Genomic DNA, 18755 nt, shown 5'->3' with positions numbered 1-18755 from the left:
CGTCTGTAAGACCAAGCGTTTAAGTGCAACGAAAACATGGCTTGCTACTAACCATTGCGACTAATATGCGAGGCTCTAAAAACACCTTAAAACGAGAATGCGAAGTCAAATAAAAATAAACTTAAAGGTACTTACAAGTGTTTTTTATGCTTAAGCGCAATATTCGCAATATTCGCACAAATCCATTTTTACACACTTAGTTCAAACTATTTTTGCGAATTTTGCGAATTTTGTGCTAAGGTGTATTTCTTTAATTTGGAGCAAACAAAAATCATGTTTCAACTCCAAAAAGAAGAGGATTAACAATATATATTTTCGAGGGTCGTCCTCTTCCAATACTTTCTCTTTCTTGTGCCGCTATAAAACTACGTTCTTCTAAAACTGTTAACCCTGGATTAACTAAAGACATTTTAGGCCAACGCCCTTTAATTTTTTCCAGACAAGCACGAGAAGTAAAATGAGCAAGCCGTTCTTGCATTATCCATTTTAAAATAGCTCTAGCACATTCAATAGCATCATCTGCACCCATCAAAAAAAACGCTGCCTTAGCATGTTCAATCAATATTTTTGACAAAGAGAGAACTGCGTGCATAGTTTGAACATCAATAAGCGTGTTTTGAGGGCAATCATGCAAAGTTACATGACAAAGACCAGCAAGACGCAAGGTTTGCCCAGGAAGTTTACCTCCCCAATCTCTCATGCCTGCCATGCTTGAACCATCTGCAAGAGCAAACTCTATTTCACTTGCAAATTTAAGCCATATAGCTTTGGCTTCGCTCTCTAAAGCAAGCATATATGGAATGCATTCCCCTCGTGAGTTCTTTTGCCATTTTAAATCTAAAAGATGATTTAATCTCGCATGATACTCACTTTTTACTAATTCAGGTATAGGAAATGTTTCTATAATTCTTGTTCCAACTAAACTTTTTGGTAACAAAAATAATAAACGTCCTAAAAGCCCTCTACCTCGAAAGGATTTTGTTTGTGCAATGCCTGCAAGCACATCTGGTTGAGCTGATAAAATTAAAGTTAAAGCAGGGTCATTTAATTGAATTGGTTCAGAATGCCGTCTGTCTATTCTCAAAGCTTCACCACTCCAAGCTTTTAAGACTGCATCAAGGTTTGGTACTCCTCCGCTATACCTACCTGCCAAAGTATCAAAAAAACCTCCTTCTGCTTCAAGCATAGCAATACGTTGTTCATTATTAGCCATAAGAGCAGCTAAAGCTTCTGGAGTTGTATCATCAGCAAGAATGCGAGGGGGCGTGGGCAAGTCTGTTATTTCGTCTTTAAGTGTTGCAATTTTTTCTGCTAGCTCTTGACGTTTTTGAGCTGTATCACATTTTCTAGCAGACGCTAACCAAGAACGCTGAACTTCTTCTTGTACTTGCCTTGCCGCTTGAGCATGTTTTAATTCTAATTTAATCTTTTTTTATTGCTCTACCTCCCATTGGAGTAAAGGGAAACGACAAGCATCTTTAACTGCACTTTTTCTTTCTCCTGGTGGCAAAATCGCTAAGGCAAAGATATTCAAGGGTTCTGAATATCCGTCATGGACTTGAACCCTGAACTTTCTTTGTGCAACAGCAGCAACAGCTCCAAGAGCATTGACAAGGGACAACTCAAACGGCACTTGAATAGACTTAGCAACAGCTGATGCAAATTCACTAATAATACCTGGTAAGATATTGTGATCTATTGTTGGTGGTTGATGTTCATCAAAAGGAACAGGCTGTACAAAATTCAAAAGGGCATCAGGCATGTACGCCACCTTTTTTAAAGTTGAAAGTATCACAAGTTTCAACTTTGCGATCCGATACAAAAGAATCTAAATCTTGAATTTCATAAACTACTCTTGTTCCGAGCTTAGAAAACCTTGGACCTTTTCCTAAAGAACGCCATACCTCCATTGTTCCACGTTTAACTCCAAGATATTCAGCAGCTTCTATTGTATTAAGCTTTTTTGACATATATGCCTCCATATTTTTTTAAACTCAATTATTTGAGCTTTTATGGAGTACAACACAGCTTATTTTTTTTATCGCCCCAAAAACGTTTTATGGTCATTAAAAGATTCTTGCTATTTTTGATTCTTCAAGAAAAGGGTGAATAATAAAAAACATTTTTGTTATATCTAAAATGGGGTGTTTATGCCCTTTCCTCCTTGGTACAGTTGCAATTCCTCGAAACTGATACGATTCTGCAAGTCTAATAAGACCTTCAACTCCATCTTTTTTACCAAGAAGCTTTAACCGCAGACAACTTAACATTTCATCAGGATCTTTAATTGTAACATCATCAAAACTCAACCCATTATGTTGATAAAAAATATTTAAAGCCGCCCAATAATGGACTATTGGCATAAATTGTGGCCATAAAACTTTTGCTATTGTACTTTTTGTTAAGTTCGGCTTGTCATTTTCAAAAATAATATTAGTGGCCTCTTGTAAGCTCAGTTTATTATCTAACATTTCAAGAAAGACTTTACCGATTATTACACCATTACTAATTCTATTTTGGCCTTCAATTTCTATATTATTATGTTGAGTACTAAATAAAATTTTATTTATTTCTGCAGGGCCACCAAACATAAAAGCTAATTCGGCAAAATCATTGCCAATTTCCTTAGAGGCATCCAATAAACCTTTCTCATTACTTGTATCAAACTCCTCTTCATGTTTCTGTCCACGTGTGTATAAAAACATTCTTATAATCCATGCCATTCTTTTTTGCTTAATATCTGGAAAAAGCATTGTACCTAAAATATTAATAAATGCTGCTGCGGGATCCATGCCAATCAAATTTATATGGTGTTTTGCTTGTAAAGCTATACCACTGTACTCTTTTAGTGTTAAACAGCTAATTTTACTCATGACGACCCTCAATACCCAGTAATTCCGCCGCCATTTCGCCAGCCTTCTGCATAGTTTCAGGCAAAAATTGACCATACCGTTTAGTCATTACTGTGCTTTTATGAGTAAGTAAGTCACCTATCATATCAAGAGTACACTTGCCTGAATTAGCAAGAGTAACAGCATAATGATGTCGCAATCCATGAAACATACGAAAGTCTTTTGGTAGCCCTGCCGCTTCTTTCACCCTATCTACAGCACTACACTCAGTTCTTTTGGTATTATATTTACCTGGAAAAATAAAAGAACAACCTAGATATTTTTGGTCTCTGTATGTTTGCTGTTCTTCTAGAATTGAACGGGCAATTTGATTCATTGGAATAGATACTGATTTCCCGCCTTTAGGATTTTTCAAACGTATTAATCCAAATTGAAAATCAAGATCACTATCTTCTAAATTAAATATCTCTCCTTTACGCATGGCAGTGAATAAAGCAAGCTTAAGCATGCGACAAACTTCTTGGTTGGGCCAGTTTTTCATGACAGCATATAAGCGTTGCATTTCTTCTTCTTTTAGATATTCAACCCGCTCATTATCTCGTTTTGGCATTTCAATAGTAAATGGTAGAGCAGGACAAAGATTATTTTTAGCTCCAAAATTTATAATTCTCCGTAAAATTTCTATTGCATTCCAAATAGTACCATCTGCTTTTTCACCCATACTTTGCTTGAGCGTGTCTATGTCTATAGGAGTGAGATCTGGAACTCGACTTTTGCTAAAAAGTGGGTCAACATGCTTTTCATAACGATTCTTATCTGTCTTCAAGCCTTTAAGGTCGCTTCCTTTGGATTCAAAATAAATACCTGCAATTTCTCCAATAGTACGATTGCGTTTCTGCATATCAAGCTTTCGTTGAGAAGCGGTAACGATGGGCGTTCCAAGATGGATTTCTTGAATGCGTTTAATTCTGTATTGATGAGCAACCTGTGGGCTAATACCCTGACTTTTCCAACCGACTTTTTCCCATATTTTGCGGTCTCCAACCTTAAAACTAACCACATAACACATGTCTGGCTTGCTATCGTGCTTTTTAGTAGTGCTTTCGTAAAAGTAAACGCCTTCCCATTTATTCTGGCTAACACGAGTGTATTTCGTTGCCATATTCGCCCTCCGTGTTGTTACACAATAAGTCAAACAGCTAAAAACAGCTAAATTCTTCCTACCCTATTCCTACCCTGAACCTTAAAAACAATATAGTTTAGTTAAACTGTGAAGGATTATACACACGATTAACAATTTTGCAATACATTGTAATTAAAGACTATTATACTCAGTAGTGTTAGGTAGGAATCTTAAAAATCAAGCACTTAGAGTTCTCATAACCCGAAGGTCAGGGGTTCGAATCCTGCTCCCACAACCAAGAAAATCAACGGTTTACGAGAAATCGTAAGCCCTTTTCTTGTATTTAAAGGCATTAAATGGGCATTAGTGGTAGCCTTCTTTCAACTGGTTATACATATTACCTAATTCGTGTTGCCTCGACCAGTAGGTTCCGTGCGAAAAAAATACCACTTCCAAAAGAGTACAAGTAGCCTTTTTGCTGTGCTGGTCAAAAAGAAAATTCCCCAAAGACCACGCCCACACTCGCCCCTTGGAACTTTGCAAAGCACCAGATTGGTGGGCATGTGATCCAACTATTATTTCTACTCCATATTGTTCAAACAATTCAGCCAGTTTTTTTTCTCGATAGCCCGGGCCAGGAAAAAATTCCACTCCATAGTGCAACATCACAGCCAAAGGTTTTTCCTGAGATTGTTTTTGCAGGGATTCTAGGTCAGTAGCCTTTATAATCCGTGCTCGTGGTGCATTTTTATTGTCCACATCCGTAAAAGCAGTGATTGCTATGTCTGGCAAAATGCACACTTCTCCCCTACCAATAGTGGCTATTCCAGCTTTTGCTAAAATATCTCTGGTTTCTTGATACGCAGACGCACCAAAGTCTTGGCTGTGGTTGTTAGCTAGACTAACAGCCACAATGTTCAAATTGTGCATCAATTCAAGGGTGGGTTCTTTTGTCATGCACAAACGCAACCCTGATGCATCTAAGGTGCTGTCCAAATCTGGACATTTAGGTAGAATAACACCTTCGAAATTCACTACTAGTGGTGCTCCTTGGGTTATTTCCAATACTTTATTCACCAGTGCTGTACGTACCTGTTTTTGTTCAAGTAGTTTGACCAGATAACGACCGGTAAAAAAGTCTCCCCCAAAAAATATGTGCTTATTTCGCGTAGGTAAGCTCTTGCTCGTATACAGTTGAAGTATATAACTGGTGGTACTCTCGGGTTCACTTTGTCCTGCAGGCAAAAAATCACAGGCGTTGGCATTAGCCTCAACAAGTAAATGTGCTTTAAAAACTTCCTTCTGTAATTTTAGTTGCAAGTACTGAGCAGCTTTTGAGTCTGTATGCTCTGGCTGAATAAGGGTATTAATTTCTTCTAGGTTATAACCTGAAAGTACACGCAGTGTTTCTTGATCTTTTTTAAAAGCCAGCTCTTTTGGAAGGTAATGTGAAAAGTCTGTACTTTGAATGATCAGCGTATGCTGTGTAAGTAAAGGAGCAAGGGCAGTGGCAAGCGTGTCCCAATCCTCCTGTTTTGAACGCACACCTAACGCCACGGGCACGACAGGCACATTTGGGAAATAAGTAGCAATAAAAGGCAAAATAGCCTGCACTCCATGCTCATGAGAAAACAAATTAGAAGCGGAGACAAGAGGGTTTTGCAAAAGAGTGTTAACTGCTTGTTGGTCAATACCCACTGTCCCAAAGCATGTGGAAAAACTCTGTTTAGGTACAGAAAAAACAGTTTTACCCCAGGTATAGTGATCGGGTGAAAGAATAATAATTCGATCGTAGTGTTGTTCACGCAGACGGGCAAAACCTTCAGCAATCAGCGGTGCCGCAAGCAGATGATGAGGCACGGTAATTCCTGATACTCGAATTTCTTCTTGAACAGCCGGAATATTCGCAACTTGTTGCATAGCCCGAGTAAAGAGAACAGAGCGTGGGTACAAGGGAGGATAAAGCTCTTCCGCACACGCTGGTAGAGTTCCAAAACACCAGAGTAAAAAAACTAAAAGCATCGCTACTATGCCACTCAAGCACTTTGCCTTATAATTATTATTTCGACTCCAAACAAAACGGTCTGGAGTCGAAATAATAAGGCGTTGTAAACAAAGGCTCGCAACAAGGAATTTCAGAAAATCAAACAAGATTTGCCAATCGTGATTGGTTACCAAGTTCGATACAATACGTAACTGAGCATTTAACATATTGATATTATTCAATGGGTGTAATAGCCTTATACCAGAAATTTTTCTCAGGCAGGTCGGCGTCTTTGTCGTGATAAACACGCTTTTTCCACATTTTATCTGTTAACCTCTGGCCAAATGGAGTGGTAAATTCATGGTGGTTATAAGCTACACCAACCACCAATCGAGGAGAGTTCTCATTGCCAACCAATGCCAAAATATAATAAGGCGACGCCACAGCCTCATAAACAATACGCTCTAAATAGTTATCTGTCTGTACGTCGACGACAAGACCAGAAAAAAATTGGTCTTCATCTGTATATATTGCCCCGCTGGCTGGAGCAGCCATATAGTCCAGATTCATACCCGTACGCAGATCTTCATATTCCTCATCAGTAATGGTCTCATTGCGTAATTCTTTTTCCGACAATGTGATGCACAGCTTAATTTGTTTTGCGAATCTATTTAAGGGGTAGAAATTATCACTGTCATTTGTCTTCTCTAACCCTTCCGTAGCTTTAAGCAGGTTTGTTACCCTAAGTAGTTCTTGCCAAAATGCTAGGTTGGGTTCTACAAATCCCTTAGGCACGGGCGGAATTTCACCTTCTGCACCTTCACCAGCTTCAGCATAATTAGGTTTTTCATACAAGAGCAAAGTATGCTTCAGTTCTGTATATGACCCCATATATGCTTGCAACTCTTTGGCGGCAAACAAAGGGTCTTGCATGTACAGAGGATAGCCAGCACCGTATGTGCCGGTTAGAGTGCGTAGCGTATATAGCCAAGCCGCACCAATAGAACTAAACCAGCTTTCCTCTGGCACAGTCTGTAGTGTAGACTTAAGCTCTGTCAAGCGTGCTTGCAGTGCGGTAATCTGTTCAACAGAACCCTCTACTCTTCCTGCCTCCACATGACGATATGCCCCGCCTTCTGCTGTTGCCGTTGGATTAGGGTTAGCAAGGATTGCAGCCTGTTCTGACAAAAGCGACTCCGCATACGCATTACCAAAAGCAGCAGGAACCCACAATCCTGAGAAAGTAGATGGTAAATCGTCGTCATTCTTCTTAGTTAACTGGTCCGCCACCAACCAAGCAGCAGTGAAACGCTGGGGGAAAACCCTAAGCACGTTTGTAGCAGTAGGTGCTTGCAAAGTAGTAAAAAAAGGGACTACTGATTTCAATTCAGCAAGATTTTGTTTTAACTGCTCAATTAGGGGCTGCTCCATCGCACTGTTTGGAGTGAAAGAGTGCTGTCCTGAATTTTTCTGCACATATTCCACCCATTCTGGATAAGTAGCCTCATCAGGATACCCCGCATAAAGAGCACTGACACTCATTATGGTCTGCCATTCTTCCAATATCTTGGATTGAATGCCATTTTCTGGTGCACTGTAAGACATGGCCAAAGCAAAGTTTAGGGCATCTGTTAGCCCTTTGTCTTTATCCAGTGGCCAGCCTGTCTGCCCAAGGCGGATCATCGCTCTAAAGTAAGATCGGGTTGTTGAATTTGCAGGGTAATGCCCTCGGGGTTCATACTGTGTATAATCATCTTGCCTGTCTGACTGACCATATGCCATTGTGTACAAAGGTGAAAACTCCTGACTGCTTGCTCCATAAATCAATTGCAGTTCTTCAATTATAGCCGCTGTCATTTCCGGGCTAAATGCCGTACTATATGCTTTAAATATGCTCAGAGCATTTTCCACTGTATCCACATTATCAAACAGTGTACGCTCTTCATCTCTTTGAATTTCATCCCTTTTTACAGGGTCAGCAGCATTTTTAATTAAAACAAGAGGTATCACTATTTGAGCCTGTAAACGTTCCCAGGCAGGGTCGGCTGTAGGTTGAGCCAGCGAGCGCAACTTTTGAATATTGTTATACAACGCCCCAAGATAAACCACCAAAGCAGGTTCAAGAACGTTTCTCTCTTTATCTTTCAGACGCTCTGAGACATACTTGTGCAAAGCATGCAGGAATGGATCAGGCGTAGCAAAAACAGCGTTTTCTGGACTACGCGACTCTACATGGTTGCTGCCACCAATCTTAGCAAATTTACTTAGCATTTCATCCCATTGCGGGCCCTCACCGCTGTAGTAGAGCCCTGGCAGTTTTTTAAGCAGTAGAAAACGATGCTCATAAAGAAACTTTTTCTGCTCAAGGGTGAGCTGTGCTCCAAGTTGTTCGTAGTTGATAGCTTTTTCTAGTGGAAAAAGCTTCTCCTGCATATTAGGGGTCACTACAAAGCTGACTTTATCTGGTACAAAGACAGCAAAATTACTAGGTACAGACTTTAACTCAATCTCCACTGGTTCAGCAAGAGCCAAACTTGCGTTAAAAAACACTGATAATACAAATAAAAAAAAGATGCGAGCGTAGCAATACATAACTATCCTTTTGTAAATCAACTTCTTTATATAGTTTACCTAAAAAACGGCAAACTAGCCTTAGAGAATACTCAAATATCAACTTTTTTATCGTGGCGTATCTGTAAGACTCTTATGGCGAGACTCTTTGGCAAAGAACACCGCCGTTTTTTTTAATGTCACGTTCCATTCTAAGTTCTGAATTTTTACGTTTTAATTTAGCTAGTTGTGATTATTCATTGGCTAGTAAACGCATACCGGACTCCATTTTGTGAGATTTAACAAATAAACACCAATAGTATAAATAACAAACATAATTTTATTTCTGTGGAGTATTCGTCTGTTTAAAAGTTGTTATGTTTTTACACCACTCAGGAAATACATCAGCCGAAGCTAACGCATTACAACGCTCTTCCAGTTCAGCTTCCTCATATTTTTGTGTAATGTTAAAAGCGAAACACTCGCTTCTTAAGGAATCCAGCGAACTAAACCTTTAGGAAAGTTTGGTGGTATGTCTTTTTCATAAACATAGATAAGAGTTAAAAAATCATGTTGAGTTTTTTTTGAAAAACCTTGATAAATATTTACCCTGTCTCCAGAACCAGCAGCAAAATTTTTTGCAACTTTGTGTGTGGCTGAAGATTCCCCTAAAGCTTCAGTTAAATCACGTCCATTTTCTTCTGTCATAAGAGCCTCTGAGACTACAGTGTCTGCTCCGCGATATCTGGTAACATGATAATAATTTTTATAAACTCGTCGCCAGCGCATTTCATAGGGCCATTCCGAAGACCCAATGGGTTTAGCATCTGGCGGAAGATAGGCTTTAAGTATTGTACCATCAGCGAACATAACTCCACGGGAAACTCCATCATCGTTAACTCTACCTGTATCACTCTCTAAAGATATAAACCTAGCAGGCATACCAGTAAAATTTCGTCGTGTTGGATTATGCACATCAAAACGGCTTGGTGCCCCATTAAAAAATGCCACTTTCAAAATGTCGTCTTCTTGTACTGATATCATAATAGAATCATCTTTCGGCACTTCAATCCTTGGATGTATATTAGGGAGAGCCATATCAATATTTTTTTGATCAAACCTTTTTCTTAAAATGACACATTGGTTTTCCATTTCAGTCTCCTTAGCGTTAATTGTAGTATAAAACGCTAATAGGCAGGCGCAAGACAAAAACATTATCAATTTCATATTCTTACCTTATAATTTTGTGTGATTTTGAAAGTGAAAACTCCTAAGCCCAACAGTGAAATTGTTACTTATTGAGCAAAGCAGTTATATAAAATATCTTTACCTGCCTTGTGTAGAGGAACTAATTCAATTTGTTTTACCATACCAGTGAAGAATCTGAAAAAACGTATTTGACAGTTTTTAACGTCCGCCACCGCCACCGCCACCACCACCAGAGCCACCACCAGAAAAACCACCTCCACTAGAACCTGAGCTACTAAATCCACTTCCACTAGATCCACCTCCGGTACTGTTTCCTGAATATTCGTAAGAATAGCTTGTTGGTTCTGTTCTGGCTGTATCTATGCCATAATGAAGGTTGTCGAAGTTTCCAGTTTTTATGAAGCTATGCGAGCTGTTCTCCCAGTTTGGGTTATACTCAGGGTTGATTCCTAAAAATATAGAAAGCCATGTTGTTTCTAGTCCAAAAATAATTGCATATGGCAGATTGGTTTCAAAAACAGATACGTCTATAAGTTTGTATTTATCTTTGTCGGTTACTTCCATAAACATTTTCAGTCCAGAAAGATGCTGTAGTATTCGTGTGGCTTCCAGCGTTGGCTTATCTAAAAGATAATAAAAAATAAAATTTATAAACATTATACTTGTCAGTATTGCAAAAAAAACAATATTAGCAACGTTAAACATATTTTCATATTTTACAACTAAGGCGAAGAACTGTATCAAGAAATACATAATAATCATAATCTTGATTCTAGATTCCCATGAGACTCTTTTTATTATATTCCAAATTGCCAAAAAAAATGGCATATAAAAAATACCAAAAAGTAAATATGCTGACATAGAAGATAGTATCACGGAGAGAGCAATAAATATCACTGCCTGTATAAGCATAGCAAAAGCAACTATCTTTTTATTTTGTATAAAATACTGTGTAAAGATAGACTTTAGAGCTTTGTTATAGTTGTTTACCGCTGCATTAAAGGGTTCATAGTACGTTTTTGTTTCAATCGCCTCTGTATATTTAAAGGCAGTTGTAATAAAGGTTTTTTCTTCCGGGGGGAGTGTGTCTATATTTTTATTCTTGTCTCTAATAAGGGTGCGGTCTGAAATTGTAATAAACCCTTTTGAGGCAAGATTTACCATGCTTGCAGCCAAAACCGTAGTAATATCGTATGACCTTCCTTCCCAGATCACTGCAGCAACTGCGGGTGAAACTCCTTTAGGTGGAGTGAACTCTGGCATGATCGCACCTAGTGATTCATCTTTGCCATATTTTATCCAAACAATCAGATAAAAAATTAATGATATAAGTCCGGATACTAAAAGATTGAAAGAATTAAGTGTAAGATACGGATAAAATGGTTCTAAAATTTTGTTGACAAAAGAAAGATATGCACTTTCTTTGATTGTACCTTGTATAATGCCAGACTCAAAACCTACGGCAACAGTTAACCCTTCCGTGGGGTGTAGCAAACGTGGCGAGGTAAAGGTAATAGTGTTATCTGGTGCAATAACCCCACTAAATTTTTCGGTTGATCCAGTATAACCTATATAAGCAGCATCTTGTTTTACTTTTAAATTTTTTGGTAAAATAATAGTAGCAGTGGCATTTTCTATTAAAAAGTCCCAGTTGTTTCCTGTTACATTAAAATACAGTTCATCATAATCTGTAAAACTTCTGATATGTCCTTGAGAAGACCACTTTATGGTGTAAGTATGCTCGCCATGTTGCAATCTGTTTTCTGGTCTATCTTGTTCAGCTCCAGTAAGAATACGCAAGTTGTTTTCAGATTGTTCTACCCAAAAATTCTCCGATACTCCGTTTCGCATCACAGATTGAACTATTACAGGAGTATCAACTTTTCTACCATACATCTTATAAGAACGAGGCAAGTCTCTAAAAATTCCCAAACGTATTCTATTTCCTTCAACTGTGAATGTTATATTTTCTGTAACATCAATAGAACCGTTAGTATTAACATATATTTCAGAGCTATAATTTGTAATGCGTTCAGTAGCAAAGGCAGGAAGTGTAACAAACAAACATGTTAAAAATATAAAATAAAATGTTATTATTTTTTTCATTACAATACGGCCTAGAAGGTAATTTTGGGAGTTTGCTTTTCAGAATCATCTTCAAGCATAAAAAAGTCTTTTTCTTCAAACTTAAATTTTTGAGCTAACAGATTATTGGGGAATATACTTATGAAGGTGTTGAAGTCTCGAACCGTAGCGTTATAATAACGCCTTGCGTCTTGTAAATTATCTTCAATGTCGTTAAGTGAATTCTGTAACTCAATAAAATTAGTATTGGCTTTTAGATCTGGGTAGTTTTCAGCTAGTGCAAACACACTTTTAAGCATGCCGGAAAGCAAGTTTTGCTTTTGTAACTGACCATCTATTGGCGTGTTCATGCTTATGGAGTTTCTTAGCTTTATAACTTCTTCTAGAGTACCACTTTCATGTTTGGCATAACCTTTTACAGTTTCAACCAGATTGGGTATAAGATCATAGCGACGTTTAAGCTGCACATCTATGCCGTGCCATGCTTCTTTTGCTAGTCGGTCTTTTCTTATCATGCTGTTGTATATATAAATAGCAAGCAAAACAAGTATAATAGGCAAAGAAATAAGTAAAATTAAAGTGATATACATTTTAAACTCCATTTTTTAAAAAACAGTTATTATTTTTTAAAGAGTAAAAGAATAAGGGTTATAAAGAGAACAGAATTTTGTTTTTGATGATTTTAATAACTAATTGATATATGTATTATTGTCTATAACTAAAGACCCGTTCAAAGCTACGTTTTGCGTCCTTTTTTCATCATTGTATACCATAATGAAAAAAGTAATATTTTGAACATCATGAAGGCAGGAAAGGCTTTCATTCTAAACTCTACTACTTGATTACGCCACAAAGTCATTTTTTTTTCAAACCTTTTGTCTAACAGTTTCCAGGTAATTGCCGTGTTTATCACACCAAGATTTGTATTCTTTTTTAGGCGACGTTGAGAAAATATATCTGCTAATCTAAAAGCTCCAATCATTTTCAGGACAACTGGTTCCAGCTTAACTTTAGTTTCGTTTTAAACATAAAGGCTCCTGTTTGGTTTTAATAGAAAGTAATATGATATGTATTTATCTTAAAAGTTTACTCAAGCGTATCTTTTAAGCCCATTTCTGTTGGAGTTGGGACATGAATTTCCGGCCAGTCAAAGGGGGTTTTAACGGGTATTGTTTTAACCTGTCCAGTGCCTCGCCAAGGGTTGCCGTTAGGAAAGGTTAAGTTATAAGTTTTAAGCTCGCCAAGGTCGGTATGTTCGTTAATGTTTACTTCGGGATACATTTGGACATTTTCCCATTTTCCGCCTTTCATCTTGAGTTTGTAATACTTACTTTCACTACCAAAATCACCGCCATAAATAGCGACATTTCTAAGATTAACCTCTAAAGCTGATGCCCAATCAATAAGTCTAAAATTTTCAATATTCATGTTATACATATCAACAGCCCCCCCCCCTCTTACACTTAACCAAGGGGCTTTGGTTTTACTACCTAAAACAAAAGCGTGGCTGTCTTTATCTCCTTCAAAAGTGGAACTAACTTCATATACCATATCTACAAGTTTTGCTCTGCTTCTATCTAATACAAACTCACAGCCCTCAAAATACCAGTTACCTTTACCACTAAAAGCTCCGGAAACCGTACTATTTTTTATGACTAGAGTTCCAGCATCGTGTATCTCTGTACCGTCTAATATTTTACAGTTTTCAAAATACATCGCTTTACTATTTTCCCCGACAAAAGCAGAGTTTTTAAAGGTGCTGTTGGTAACATAAGCGGTTGAGCCTTCAAACATGGCGGAAAAGGTAAAACCGTCGGCGGTACAATTATCGATACGGAGGGTAAGTTTATTACCATTAATAACAGAACTTGAGTCATCTTTTTTGATATTATGCATATTTTTAAAGGTTATAGAACCTTCCATACCGTTCATCGAGACAGAATTCATGGCTACCGCATCAAAGAGTACCTTATCGCAACCTACCCCCATAATATAGCTACTATAATCTCTTTTACGGCTATTGATATCACCCCGATAAGAAAAACTACCCCCTTTAAAACTCACCTCGCTAAAATCACCGTTACTTATTTGGGCGGTAATAAAAGTACAGTCTTTAAATTGGACATTTTTAAATTGAACATTCTTCATATTCATGTCGTCAAATTTTGCGTCTATAAAGACCACATTTTCAAAGACGGGTTTTTCCAGAATAATCTTTGTAAATTTAGTCCCCGTTAGGGTAACGTCTTTAAGCACTAAGCCCTTGTAGACTGCGCCCGTCATAATCGCCCCATTCAGTATAGAGGGGTTAGCTATTATTTCCTCCGGGCTAAGCCTAATGGTTCTATACTGCTCGTACATATAGTATACTCCTATTAAAGCTAAAACAGCGATGATAATCCAGCGTAATTTTAGTTTAGTTTTAAACATAAAGGCTCCTGTTTGGGTTGTAATAGCAAGTAATATGATATGTATTTATCTTAACTTTTTCTTAATAAATCGCATATTCTGTTAATCTTAAAATGAAAAATTTATTTGTAAAGAGCCTTCTACTCCTTCACGCATCCCTGTATATCCCTTAACTCCTGCATCAACAGAAAGACTCATTGGTCTCGCAACCAAAAATATTACGCCAAATTCTCCTATTGCAGTGCTACCAATTAAAGATGTTCCATTAAATTTCTGCCCATTCATATTTACACGAGATTTTCCGTTAAACTCATGTTCAAAATACGCTCCCGCATAAGTGTCAAAAGGTGAACCATTAAATGTTCCCTTCACACCACTGCGCCAACGATGTGAATCAATAGGAGCAAATAGTATCTTTTCGTTAGAAGACACTGCGGTTGAATCATCAAAGTGTGTCCATATATATGCTGTTGAAACATCTATTGTCATTTTATTTGAGCCAAATAAAAGACCTAGCTGACCATGTACTCCATGGTACGGAGTTTCTACTTCAAAACTAGAAAATGCTCTTTCTCCATTTGCATACTTTCCTGAAAACTTTGTTTCGGATTGCCCCTTGCGAAAGGAACTCTCTATATATAGTGGGATAATACACTTTGGATAATAACGCCCCATAATGCCACCTCCATGATAATTTGTATCACCACTTTCCGTAAGTGCTAATGCTCCTTCAGAATGGGAATATGAGCCTTGTCCTTTTTCAAAGAATGCACTCAATTCAACTACTCCAACTGGAGTAGCAATACCTTCAGTTAAACCAGTAAGAATAGCCAGAGCATCTAAGTCAATGTGAGATTCAGCACCATAGTTTGAGTTACCTCCACTCATAAGACCAAAAAAGGTTGTACGATACCCATTTCCCATTGTAACAACAGAAAAAATGTTTTTTAAAAGACCAATTTTGCTTATTAAATCTCCTCCTTGATTGACAGATGCAATGTTTGCAACTCTCCCATTTACAATTGAGTTGCCTGAACCCGCTCGTACATAGCTCACACTTGAAAAACAACATAAGATTATCAAAGAAAGCAATCGTAATAGTTTAAACATAAATACTCCTATTTATTTAGGTAGTTATTCTTCTATTCTTTTATATAATACAAGCAGTCTAAGCTATAAGACTTACTCAATTAGAAAATTAAAATAGCTCCTTACACAGTTTATTCTGAGTCATGTTTTTGTTCACTCAGCGTATCTTTTAAATTTTTGGGAATATATCATGGCTTGTTGGTGGCATAATCGCTTCCGCCACAAAGAACAATAAATAGGTAACCAGAACCATGTGTTATTTCGATGAAATCATCGGTATATATGTAATCAACAAAGCCATTCTCATTAGTTTGTTTAACAGTGTTGCGAAAAACACTCTCTGTATATGTACGAATTACTTTTCCATCTTTTTTTATTGTCAAGATAAATTTTTTACCGTTGATGAGGTCAGCAAAAATCGATGATTGTATTTCGTTATAAGTTTCAAATAACTCATTACTGCCAGACTGCAAATGAGCTGTATATTCCATGCCTGAAAAAAAAATATCACCATCAGGGGTATAGAATGCTCCAGTCATGTCTGGTGCCATCATACTATAAGTATATGCTTGATCACATCTGTTATCTATTCCAATGCCTCCCGTTGGGCAACTCTCTTGATTTAGTCCTCTTTCTATAGGACATCCTACGGTTGCCAGTGCCAGTATGAATAAAAATACTATTTTGATGATCTTCATGATGTCTCTTTCATAAGTTTTAGTTTAAATTGCATACGAGATAGCCAAATTGCTCTACACACTTCATCATTAAGACTGGTTTGATGACCTTCATAATCAATTAGAAGAGCCACAAAAAATAATATCGAAACGAGATCTAGTAACATTACCTAAATATTTTAACACTATGAAATCGTCGATATATTTAGAATACGTTATGGATTGATCAATATATCTTGGAGCATTTTGAAAAACCCTCTCTGTGTATGTTCGAACTACTTTTCCATCTTTTTTTATCGTCAAGGTAAATTTTTTACCGTTGATGAGATCAGCAATATTCGATGATTTGGTTTTGTCAAAATTTTTATGGTTAGAAGGGCTGTGAGGTTGCACAGTATATTCAATCCCTGAAAAAAGATTATCACTATTATCAACGGAGATAAATACTCCTGTCATTTCTGGAGCCTCCATGCTATAGGTATACACTTCGGAACATCTGTTGATCACGCTAACTTCTTCGTCGGGTGGAAACCTGGACCTACTTTTAATAGAGCATCCTACGGTTGCCAGTGTTAGTATGAATAAAAATACTATTTTGATTATTTTCATGATTTTTCCTTCATAAGTTTTAGTTTAAATTTCATACGAGATAGCCAAATTGCTCCACGCACTTCATCATTACTAGCTCGCATGTGTTCTATAACTCTTACAGAAAGAGAACCTTTCCAATACTGCATAAGATCAAATTCAATTTTTCCTTTCTCTTTACCTAGCATGAGCTTATTTATTATGGAGGCTAGATCAGCTTTATTTTTTTCAATGTCGTTTCCAAATGTAGTTGATGTTCCTTTATGTTTCCAAGAATATTCACTATTTTCGTAGCTGTCATCCATAACGTGGTGTCCATATTCCTTTTGCAAGGTATCAAGCCAATTACTTGCGTGTTTGACATCTTCTACTATTGACTTAATTTGCTTATCTTTTTCACCACTCAAGATATTTAATTTTTTTACTTTTTTACTTAGCTTTTACGGCTTACCGGTGATTTCTGGTAATTCTCTGTTAAAGCCGAGTTCTTCGAAGGTTGGGACATGAATCTCCGGCCAGTCGAGTGGAGTTTTGCTAACGTTTATTGTGGTTTTGCCTGTGGGTGTTCCTCTAAATGGGGCACCTTCAGGGTAATTTACGTTATAGGCTTTAACGTTATCTATTGAGGCGTTATCCATATTTATTTCAGGATAAATATTTACGTTTTCCCACTTACCACCTAGCAATTCAAGGTTTTTCCAATCGCCACCACGAATAGTTACGTTTTTAAAGCTCGCTTCGGATATGGGAATAAATACTTTCAACTTTTTGGATAGCCCCAGTTTTTCTAAATCGCGCCAATCATAAGTTACGCCATTCATTCTCAAACTCAGCATATCCATATTATAAACAGTTGCCCCCCCCCTATATCCATATTTACTCGATTAACTTTATTCGGGTCGCCTAAAATATAGGCGTGAGTTGGAACATCTAAACTTCTTTTCACTATAGAAATTCCCGCTGCCTTACCTTTTTGACCATAAGTATTATTGACTAAATAAAAAACACCATTAGCCATTCTAAGACCATTAATAATACAATTAGTGATTACCCCCTGTTTCGCCGCCGGTACAACATCACTAAGCTCTGAATTTTCTATATAAAGGCTATCAACCCCTCCGCCTATTATCCCACCGTTAGTAAATTTAGAGTTTTTAATATGTAAACTGAGCGGTTCACCAATGTTATCCCAACTACTGTTTGCATCGCTTTGAATATTTTCTAGAATAAGGTGGGAATTCCTTGTACCAAAATGAGATGTTTTATCACGCTTTGTATTTTTAAATTTAATAATCCCCCCCCCACCACCGACAGCCAGTTTTGCTCCATTAAAATGTGTTCCATCAAAAAAAACATCTTTTAATCTACAACCTTCTACTCTAGTCTTGAAATTATTCACAGATGGCTTCATTATTCCACCATTAAACCAAACTCTTTCAAAAATGCTGTCTTCAACATGAAACCCCGAAAAGGTACAGTTATCAAAAATAACATTTTTAAAACTAGCCGCATCCAAAATAACATCTTCAAAAGTTACATCTTTTAAAGTAATATTTTCTATATGCAAGTCTTTAAAATAGACAAGAACACCGTTACGATAGCTAACACTACCTTTTAAAGTCTTACCATTAAGTAGCTCTGGGTTTGCACTAAGTTGTTCGGGGGTAATGTCTTTAAGGCTAATAGTTGTAGCATGAGTATAAATCATATAAACTCCAAAAAGTGATATAAGGAAGAATATCATTATATTATTCAACGTTAGTTTTTGATAAATCTTAGCAAGTAATTCTTTCATTTTTGTTTATCCTGTTTTATTCAACTAATTTCAACTTTGGAGTTTATACGATTATTTATATTTTCTAGTATATTAAGCTTATATTTTTTAATATTTTTAATTTATCTTTTCTTAAGTTACGGCTTACCGGTAATTTCTGGTAGTTCTCTATTAAAGCCGAGTTCTTCGAAGGTTGGGACATGAATCTCCGGCCAATTGAGCGGGGTTTTACTAACGTTTATTGTTGTGTTGCCTATAGATTGCCCTTTCCAGCGTTTTCAAGCTACTTCGTAAAAGCCTGCATTTTTTATACAACTTTTAATATGTAACAAAGCATTTTTTGAGAAAAACATCAATAACAAGACTATTTAAAGCGGAGTATCTGTAAAGAAACTCTTCAAGGACAATAGCTAAG

16 protein-coding genes and 1 pseudogene are annotated in these 18755 nt (G+C 37.1%); all 17 read right to left on the bottom strand.

Annotated features, from left to right (window positions below):
* Positions 1–271: 271 nt before the first annotated feature.
* The 17 genes and pseudogenes from BT999_RS11225 to BT999_RS11140 all read right to left on the bottom strand — a co-directional run bounded on the left by BT999_RS11225 (position 272) and on the right by BT999_RS11140 (position 18361).
* A pseudogene (locus tag BT999_RS11225) lies at positions 272–1762 on the bottom strand (YfjI family protein).
* Positions 1755–1970 (bottom strand): helix-turn-helix transcriptional regulator, encoded by a 216-nt coding sequence (locus tag BT999_RS11215; RefSeq protein WP_072697887.1) that lies wholly within the window; start codon positions 1968–1970, stop codon positions 1755–1757. Before BT999_RS11215 ends, BT999_RS11225 begins: the two are co-directional and overlap by 8 nt.
* 96 nt (positions 1971–2066) lie before the next feature.
* A complete protein-coding gene (locus BT999_RS11210; protein ID WP_072697886.1) occupies positions 2067–2873 on the bottom strand; it encodes a hypothetical protein in 807 nt (268 codons plus the stop codon).
* Positions 2866–4014 carry a tyrosine-type recombinase/integrase gene (locus BT999_RS11205; protein ID WP_072697885.1) on the bottom strand — a complete coding sequence of 383 codons (1149 nt, stop codon included), beginning with the start codon at positions 4012–4014 and terminating at the stop codon, positions 2866–2868. Before BT999_RS11205 ends, BT999_RS11210 begins: the two co-directional genes overlap by 8 nt.
* Before the next feature lie 324 nt (positions 4015–4338).
* A complete protein-coding gene (amrB, locus tag BT999_RS11200) occupies positions 4339–6201 on the bottom strand; it encodes an AmmeMemoRadiSam system protein B (RefSeq protein ID WP_072697884.1) in 1863 nt (620 codons plus the stop codon).
* Complete coding sequence (locus BT999_RS11195; protein WP_072697883.1) at positions 6194–8551, bottom strand: DUF3160 domain-containing protein; 2358 nt, start codon at positions 8549–8551, stop codon at positions 6194–6196. Before BT999_RS11195 ends, amrB begins: the two co-directional genes overlap by 8 nt.
* 447 nt (positions 8552–8998) lie before the next feature.
* Positions 8999–9661 (bottom strand): hypothetical protein, encoded by a 663-nt coding sequence (locus BT999_RS11190; RefSeq protein ID WP_072697882.1) that lies wholly within the window; start codon positions 9659–9661, stop codon positions 8999–9001.
* A 255-nt stretch (positions 9662–9916) separates the two neighbouring features.
* The gene (locus tag BT999_RS12570; protein WP_072697881.1) at positions 9917–11824 is read right to left on the bottom strand and encodes a DUF2207 domain-containing protein; all 1908 of its coding nucleotides are present in this window, start codon (positions 11822–11824) and stop codon (positions 9917–9919) included.
* An 11-nt stretch (positions 11825–11835) separates the two neighbouring features.
* Entirely contained in the window at positions 11836–12393 is a 558-nt protein-coding gene (locus BT999_RS11180; protein WP_072697880.1) for a LemA family protein, read from the bottom strand.
* Positions 12394–12539: 146 nt separating this feature from the next.
* Complete coding sequence (locus BT999_RS11175; RefSeq protein ID WP_072697879.1) at positions 12540–12785, bottom strand: hypothetical protein; 246 nt, start codon at positions 12783–12785, stop codon at positions 12540–12542.
* A 104-nt stretch (positions 12786–12889) separates the two neighbouring features.
* Positions 12890–14233 carry a pentapeptide repeat-containing protein gene (locus BT999_RS11170; protein WP_072697878.1) on the bottom strand — a complete coding sequence of 448 codons (1344 nt, stop codon included), beginning with the start codon at positions 14231–14233 and terminating at the stop codon, positions 12890–12892.
* An 87-nt stretch (positions 14234–14320) separates the two neighbouring features.
* Positions 14321–15322 (bottom strand): hypothetical protein, encoded by a 1002-nt coding sequence (locus BT999_RS11165; protein WP_072697877.1) that lies wholly within the window; start codon positions 15320–15322, stop codon positions 14321–14323.
* A gap of 167 nt (positions 15323–15489) precedes the next feature.
* Positions 15490–15999 carry a hypothetical protein gene (locus tag BT999_RS11160; RefSeq protein WP_072697876.1) on the bottom strand — a complete coding sequence of 170 codons (510 nt, stop codon included), beginning with the start codon at positions 15997–15999 and terminating at the stop codon, positions 15490–15492.
* 96 nt (positions 16000–16095) lie between these two features.
* Positions 16096–16449, bottom strand: coding sequence for a hypothetical protein (locus tag BT999_RS11155; protein WP_143145564.1), 354 nt, complete (start codon positions 16447–16449; stop codon positions 16096–16098).
* A 134-nt stretch (positions 16450–16583) separates the two neighbouring features.
* The gene (locus tag BT999_RS11150; protein ID WP_072697874.1) at positions 16584–16973 is read right to left on the bottom strand and encodes a hypothetical protein; all 390 of its coding nucleotides are present in this window, start codon (positions 16971–16973) and stop codon (positions 16584–16586) included.
* Positions 16974–17006: 33 nt separating this feature from the next.
* On the bottom strand, positions 17007–17387 hold the full coding sequence (locus BT999_RS11145; protein WP_143145563.1) for a hypothetical protein: 381 nt from the start codon (positions 17385–17387) through the stop codon (positions 17007–17009).
* An 8-nt stretch (positions 17388–17395) separates the two neighbouring features.
* Positions 17396–18361, bottom strand: coding sequence for a hypothetical protein (locus tag BT999_RS11140; protein ID WP_143145562.1), 966 nt, complete (start codon positions 18359–18361; stop codon positions 17396–17398).
* Between the last annotated feature and the right edge of the window lie 394 nt (positions 18362–18755).

This window comes from Desulfovibrio litoralis DSM 11393 (assembly GCF_900143255.1).
Taxonomy (GTDB): domain Bacteria; phylum Desulfobacterota; class Desulfovibrionia; order Desulfovibrionales; family Desulfovibrionaceae; genus Frigididesulfovibrio_A; species Frigididesulfovibrio_A litoralis.
Note: the sequence above shows the minus strand (reverse complement) of the source record. Positions and strands in the feature narration are given on the sequence as shown.

Bases quoted from the DNA above. Each gene is read 5' to 3' on its own strand.
- BT999_RS12570 (WP_072697881.1), bottom strand. From the start codon at position 11,824: ATGAAAAAAATAATAACATTTTATTTTATATTTTTAACATGTTTGTTT.
- BT999_RS11145 (WP_143145563.1), bottom strand. From the start codon at position 17,387: ATGAATGGCGTAACTTATGATTGGCGCGATTTAGAAAAACTGGGGCTA.
- BT999_RS11195 (WP_072697883.1), bottom strand. From the start codon at position 8,551: ATGTATTGCTACGCTCGCATCTTTTTTTTATTTGTATTATCAGTGTTT.
- BT999_RS11160 (WP_072697876.1), bottom strand. From the start codon at position 15,999: ATGAAGATCATCAAAATAGTATTTTTATTCATACTGGCACTGGCAACC.
- BT999_RS11215 (WP_072697887.1), bottom strand. From the start codon at position 1,970: ATGTCAAAAAAGCTTAATACAATAGAAGCTGCTGAATATCTTGGAGTT.
- BT999_RS11210 (WP_072697886.1), bottom strand. From the start codon at position 2,873: ATGAGTAAAATTAGCTGTTTAACACTAAAAGAGTACAGTGGTATAGCT.
- BT999_RS11180 (WP_072697880.1), bottom strand. From the start codon at position 12,393: ATGTATATCACTTTAATTTTACTTATTTCTTTGCCTATTATACTTGTT.
- BT999_RS11205 (WP_072697885.1), bottom strand. From the start codon at position 4,014: ATGGCAACGAAATACACTCGTGTTAGCCAGAATAAATGGGAAGGCGTT.
- BT999_RS11170 (WP_072697878.1), bottom strand. From the start codon at position 14,233: ATGTTTAAAACTAAACTAAAATTACGCTGGATTATCATCGCTGTTTTA.
- BT999_RS11155 (WP_143145564.1), bottom strand. From the start codon at position 16,449: ATGGAGGCTCCAGAAATGACAGGAGTATTTATCTCCGTTGATAATAGT.
- BT999_RS11165 (WP_072697877.1), bottom strand. From the start codon at position 15,322: ATGTTTAAACTATTACGATTGCTTTCTTTGATAATCTTATGTTGTTTT.
- BT999_RS11190 (WP_072697882.1), bottom strand. From the start codon at position 9,661: ATGGAAAACCAATGTGTCATTTTAAGAAAAAGGTTTGATCAAAAAAAT.
- BT999_RS11175 (WP_072697879.1), bottom strand. From the start codon at position 12,785: ATGATTGGAGCTTTTAGATTAGCAGATATATTTTCTCAACGTCGCCTA.
- BT999_RS11140 (WP_143145562.1), bottom strand. From the start codon at position 18,361: ATGAAAGAATTACTTGCTAAGATTTATCAAAAACTAACGTTGAATAAT.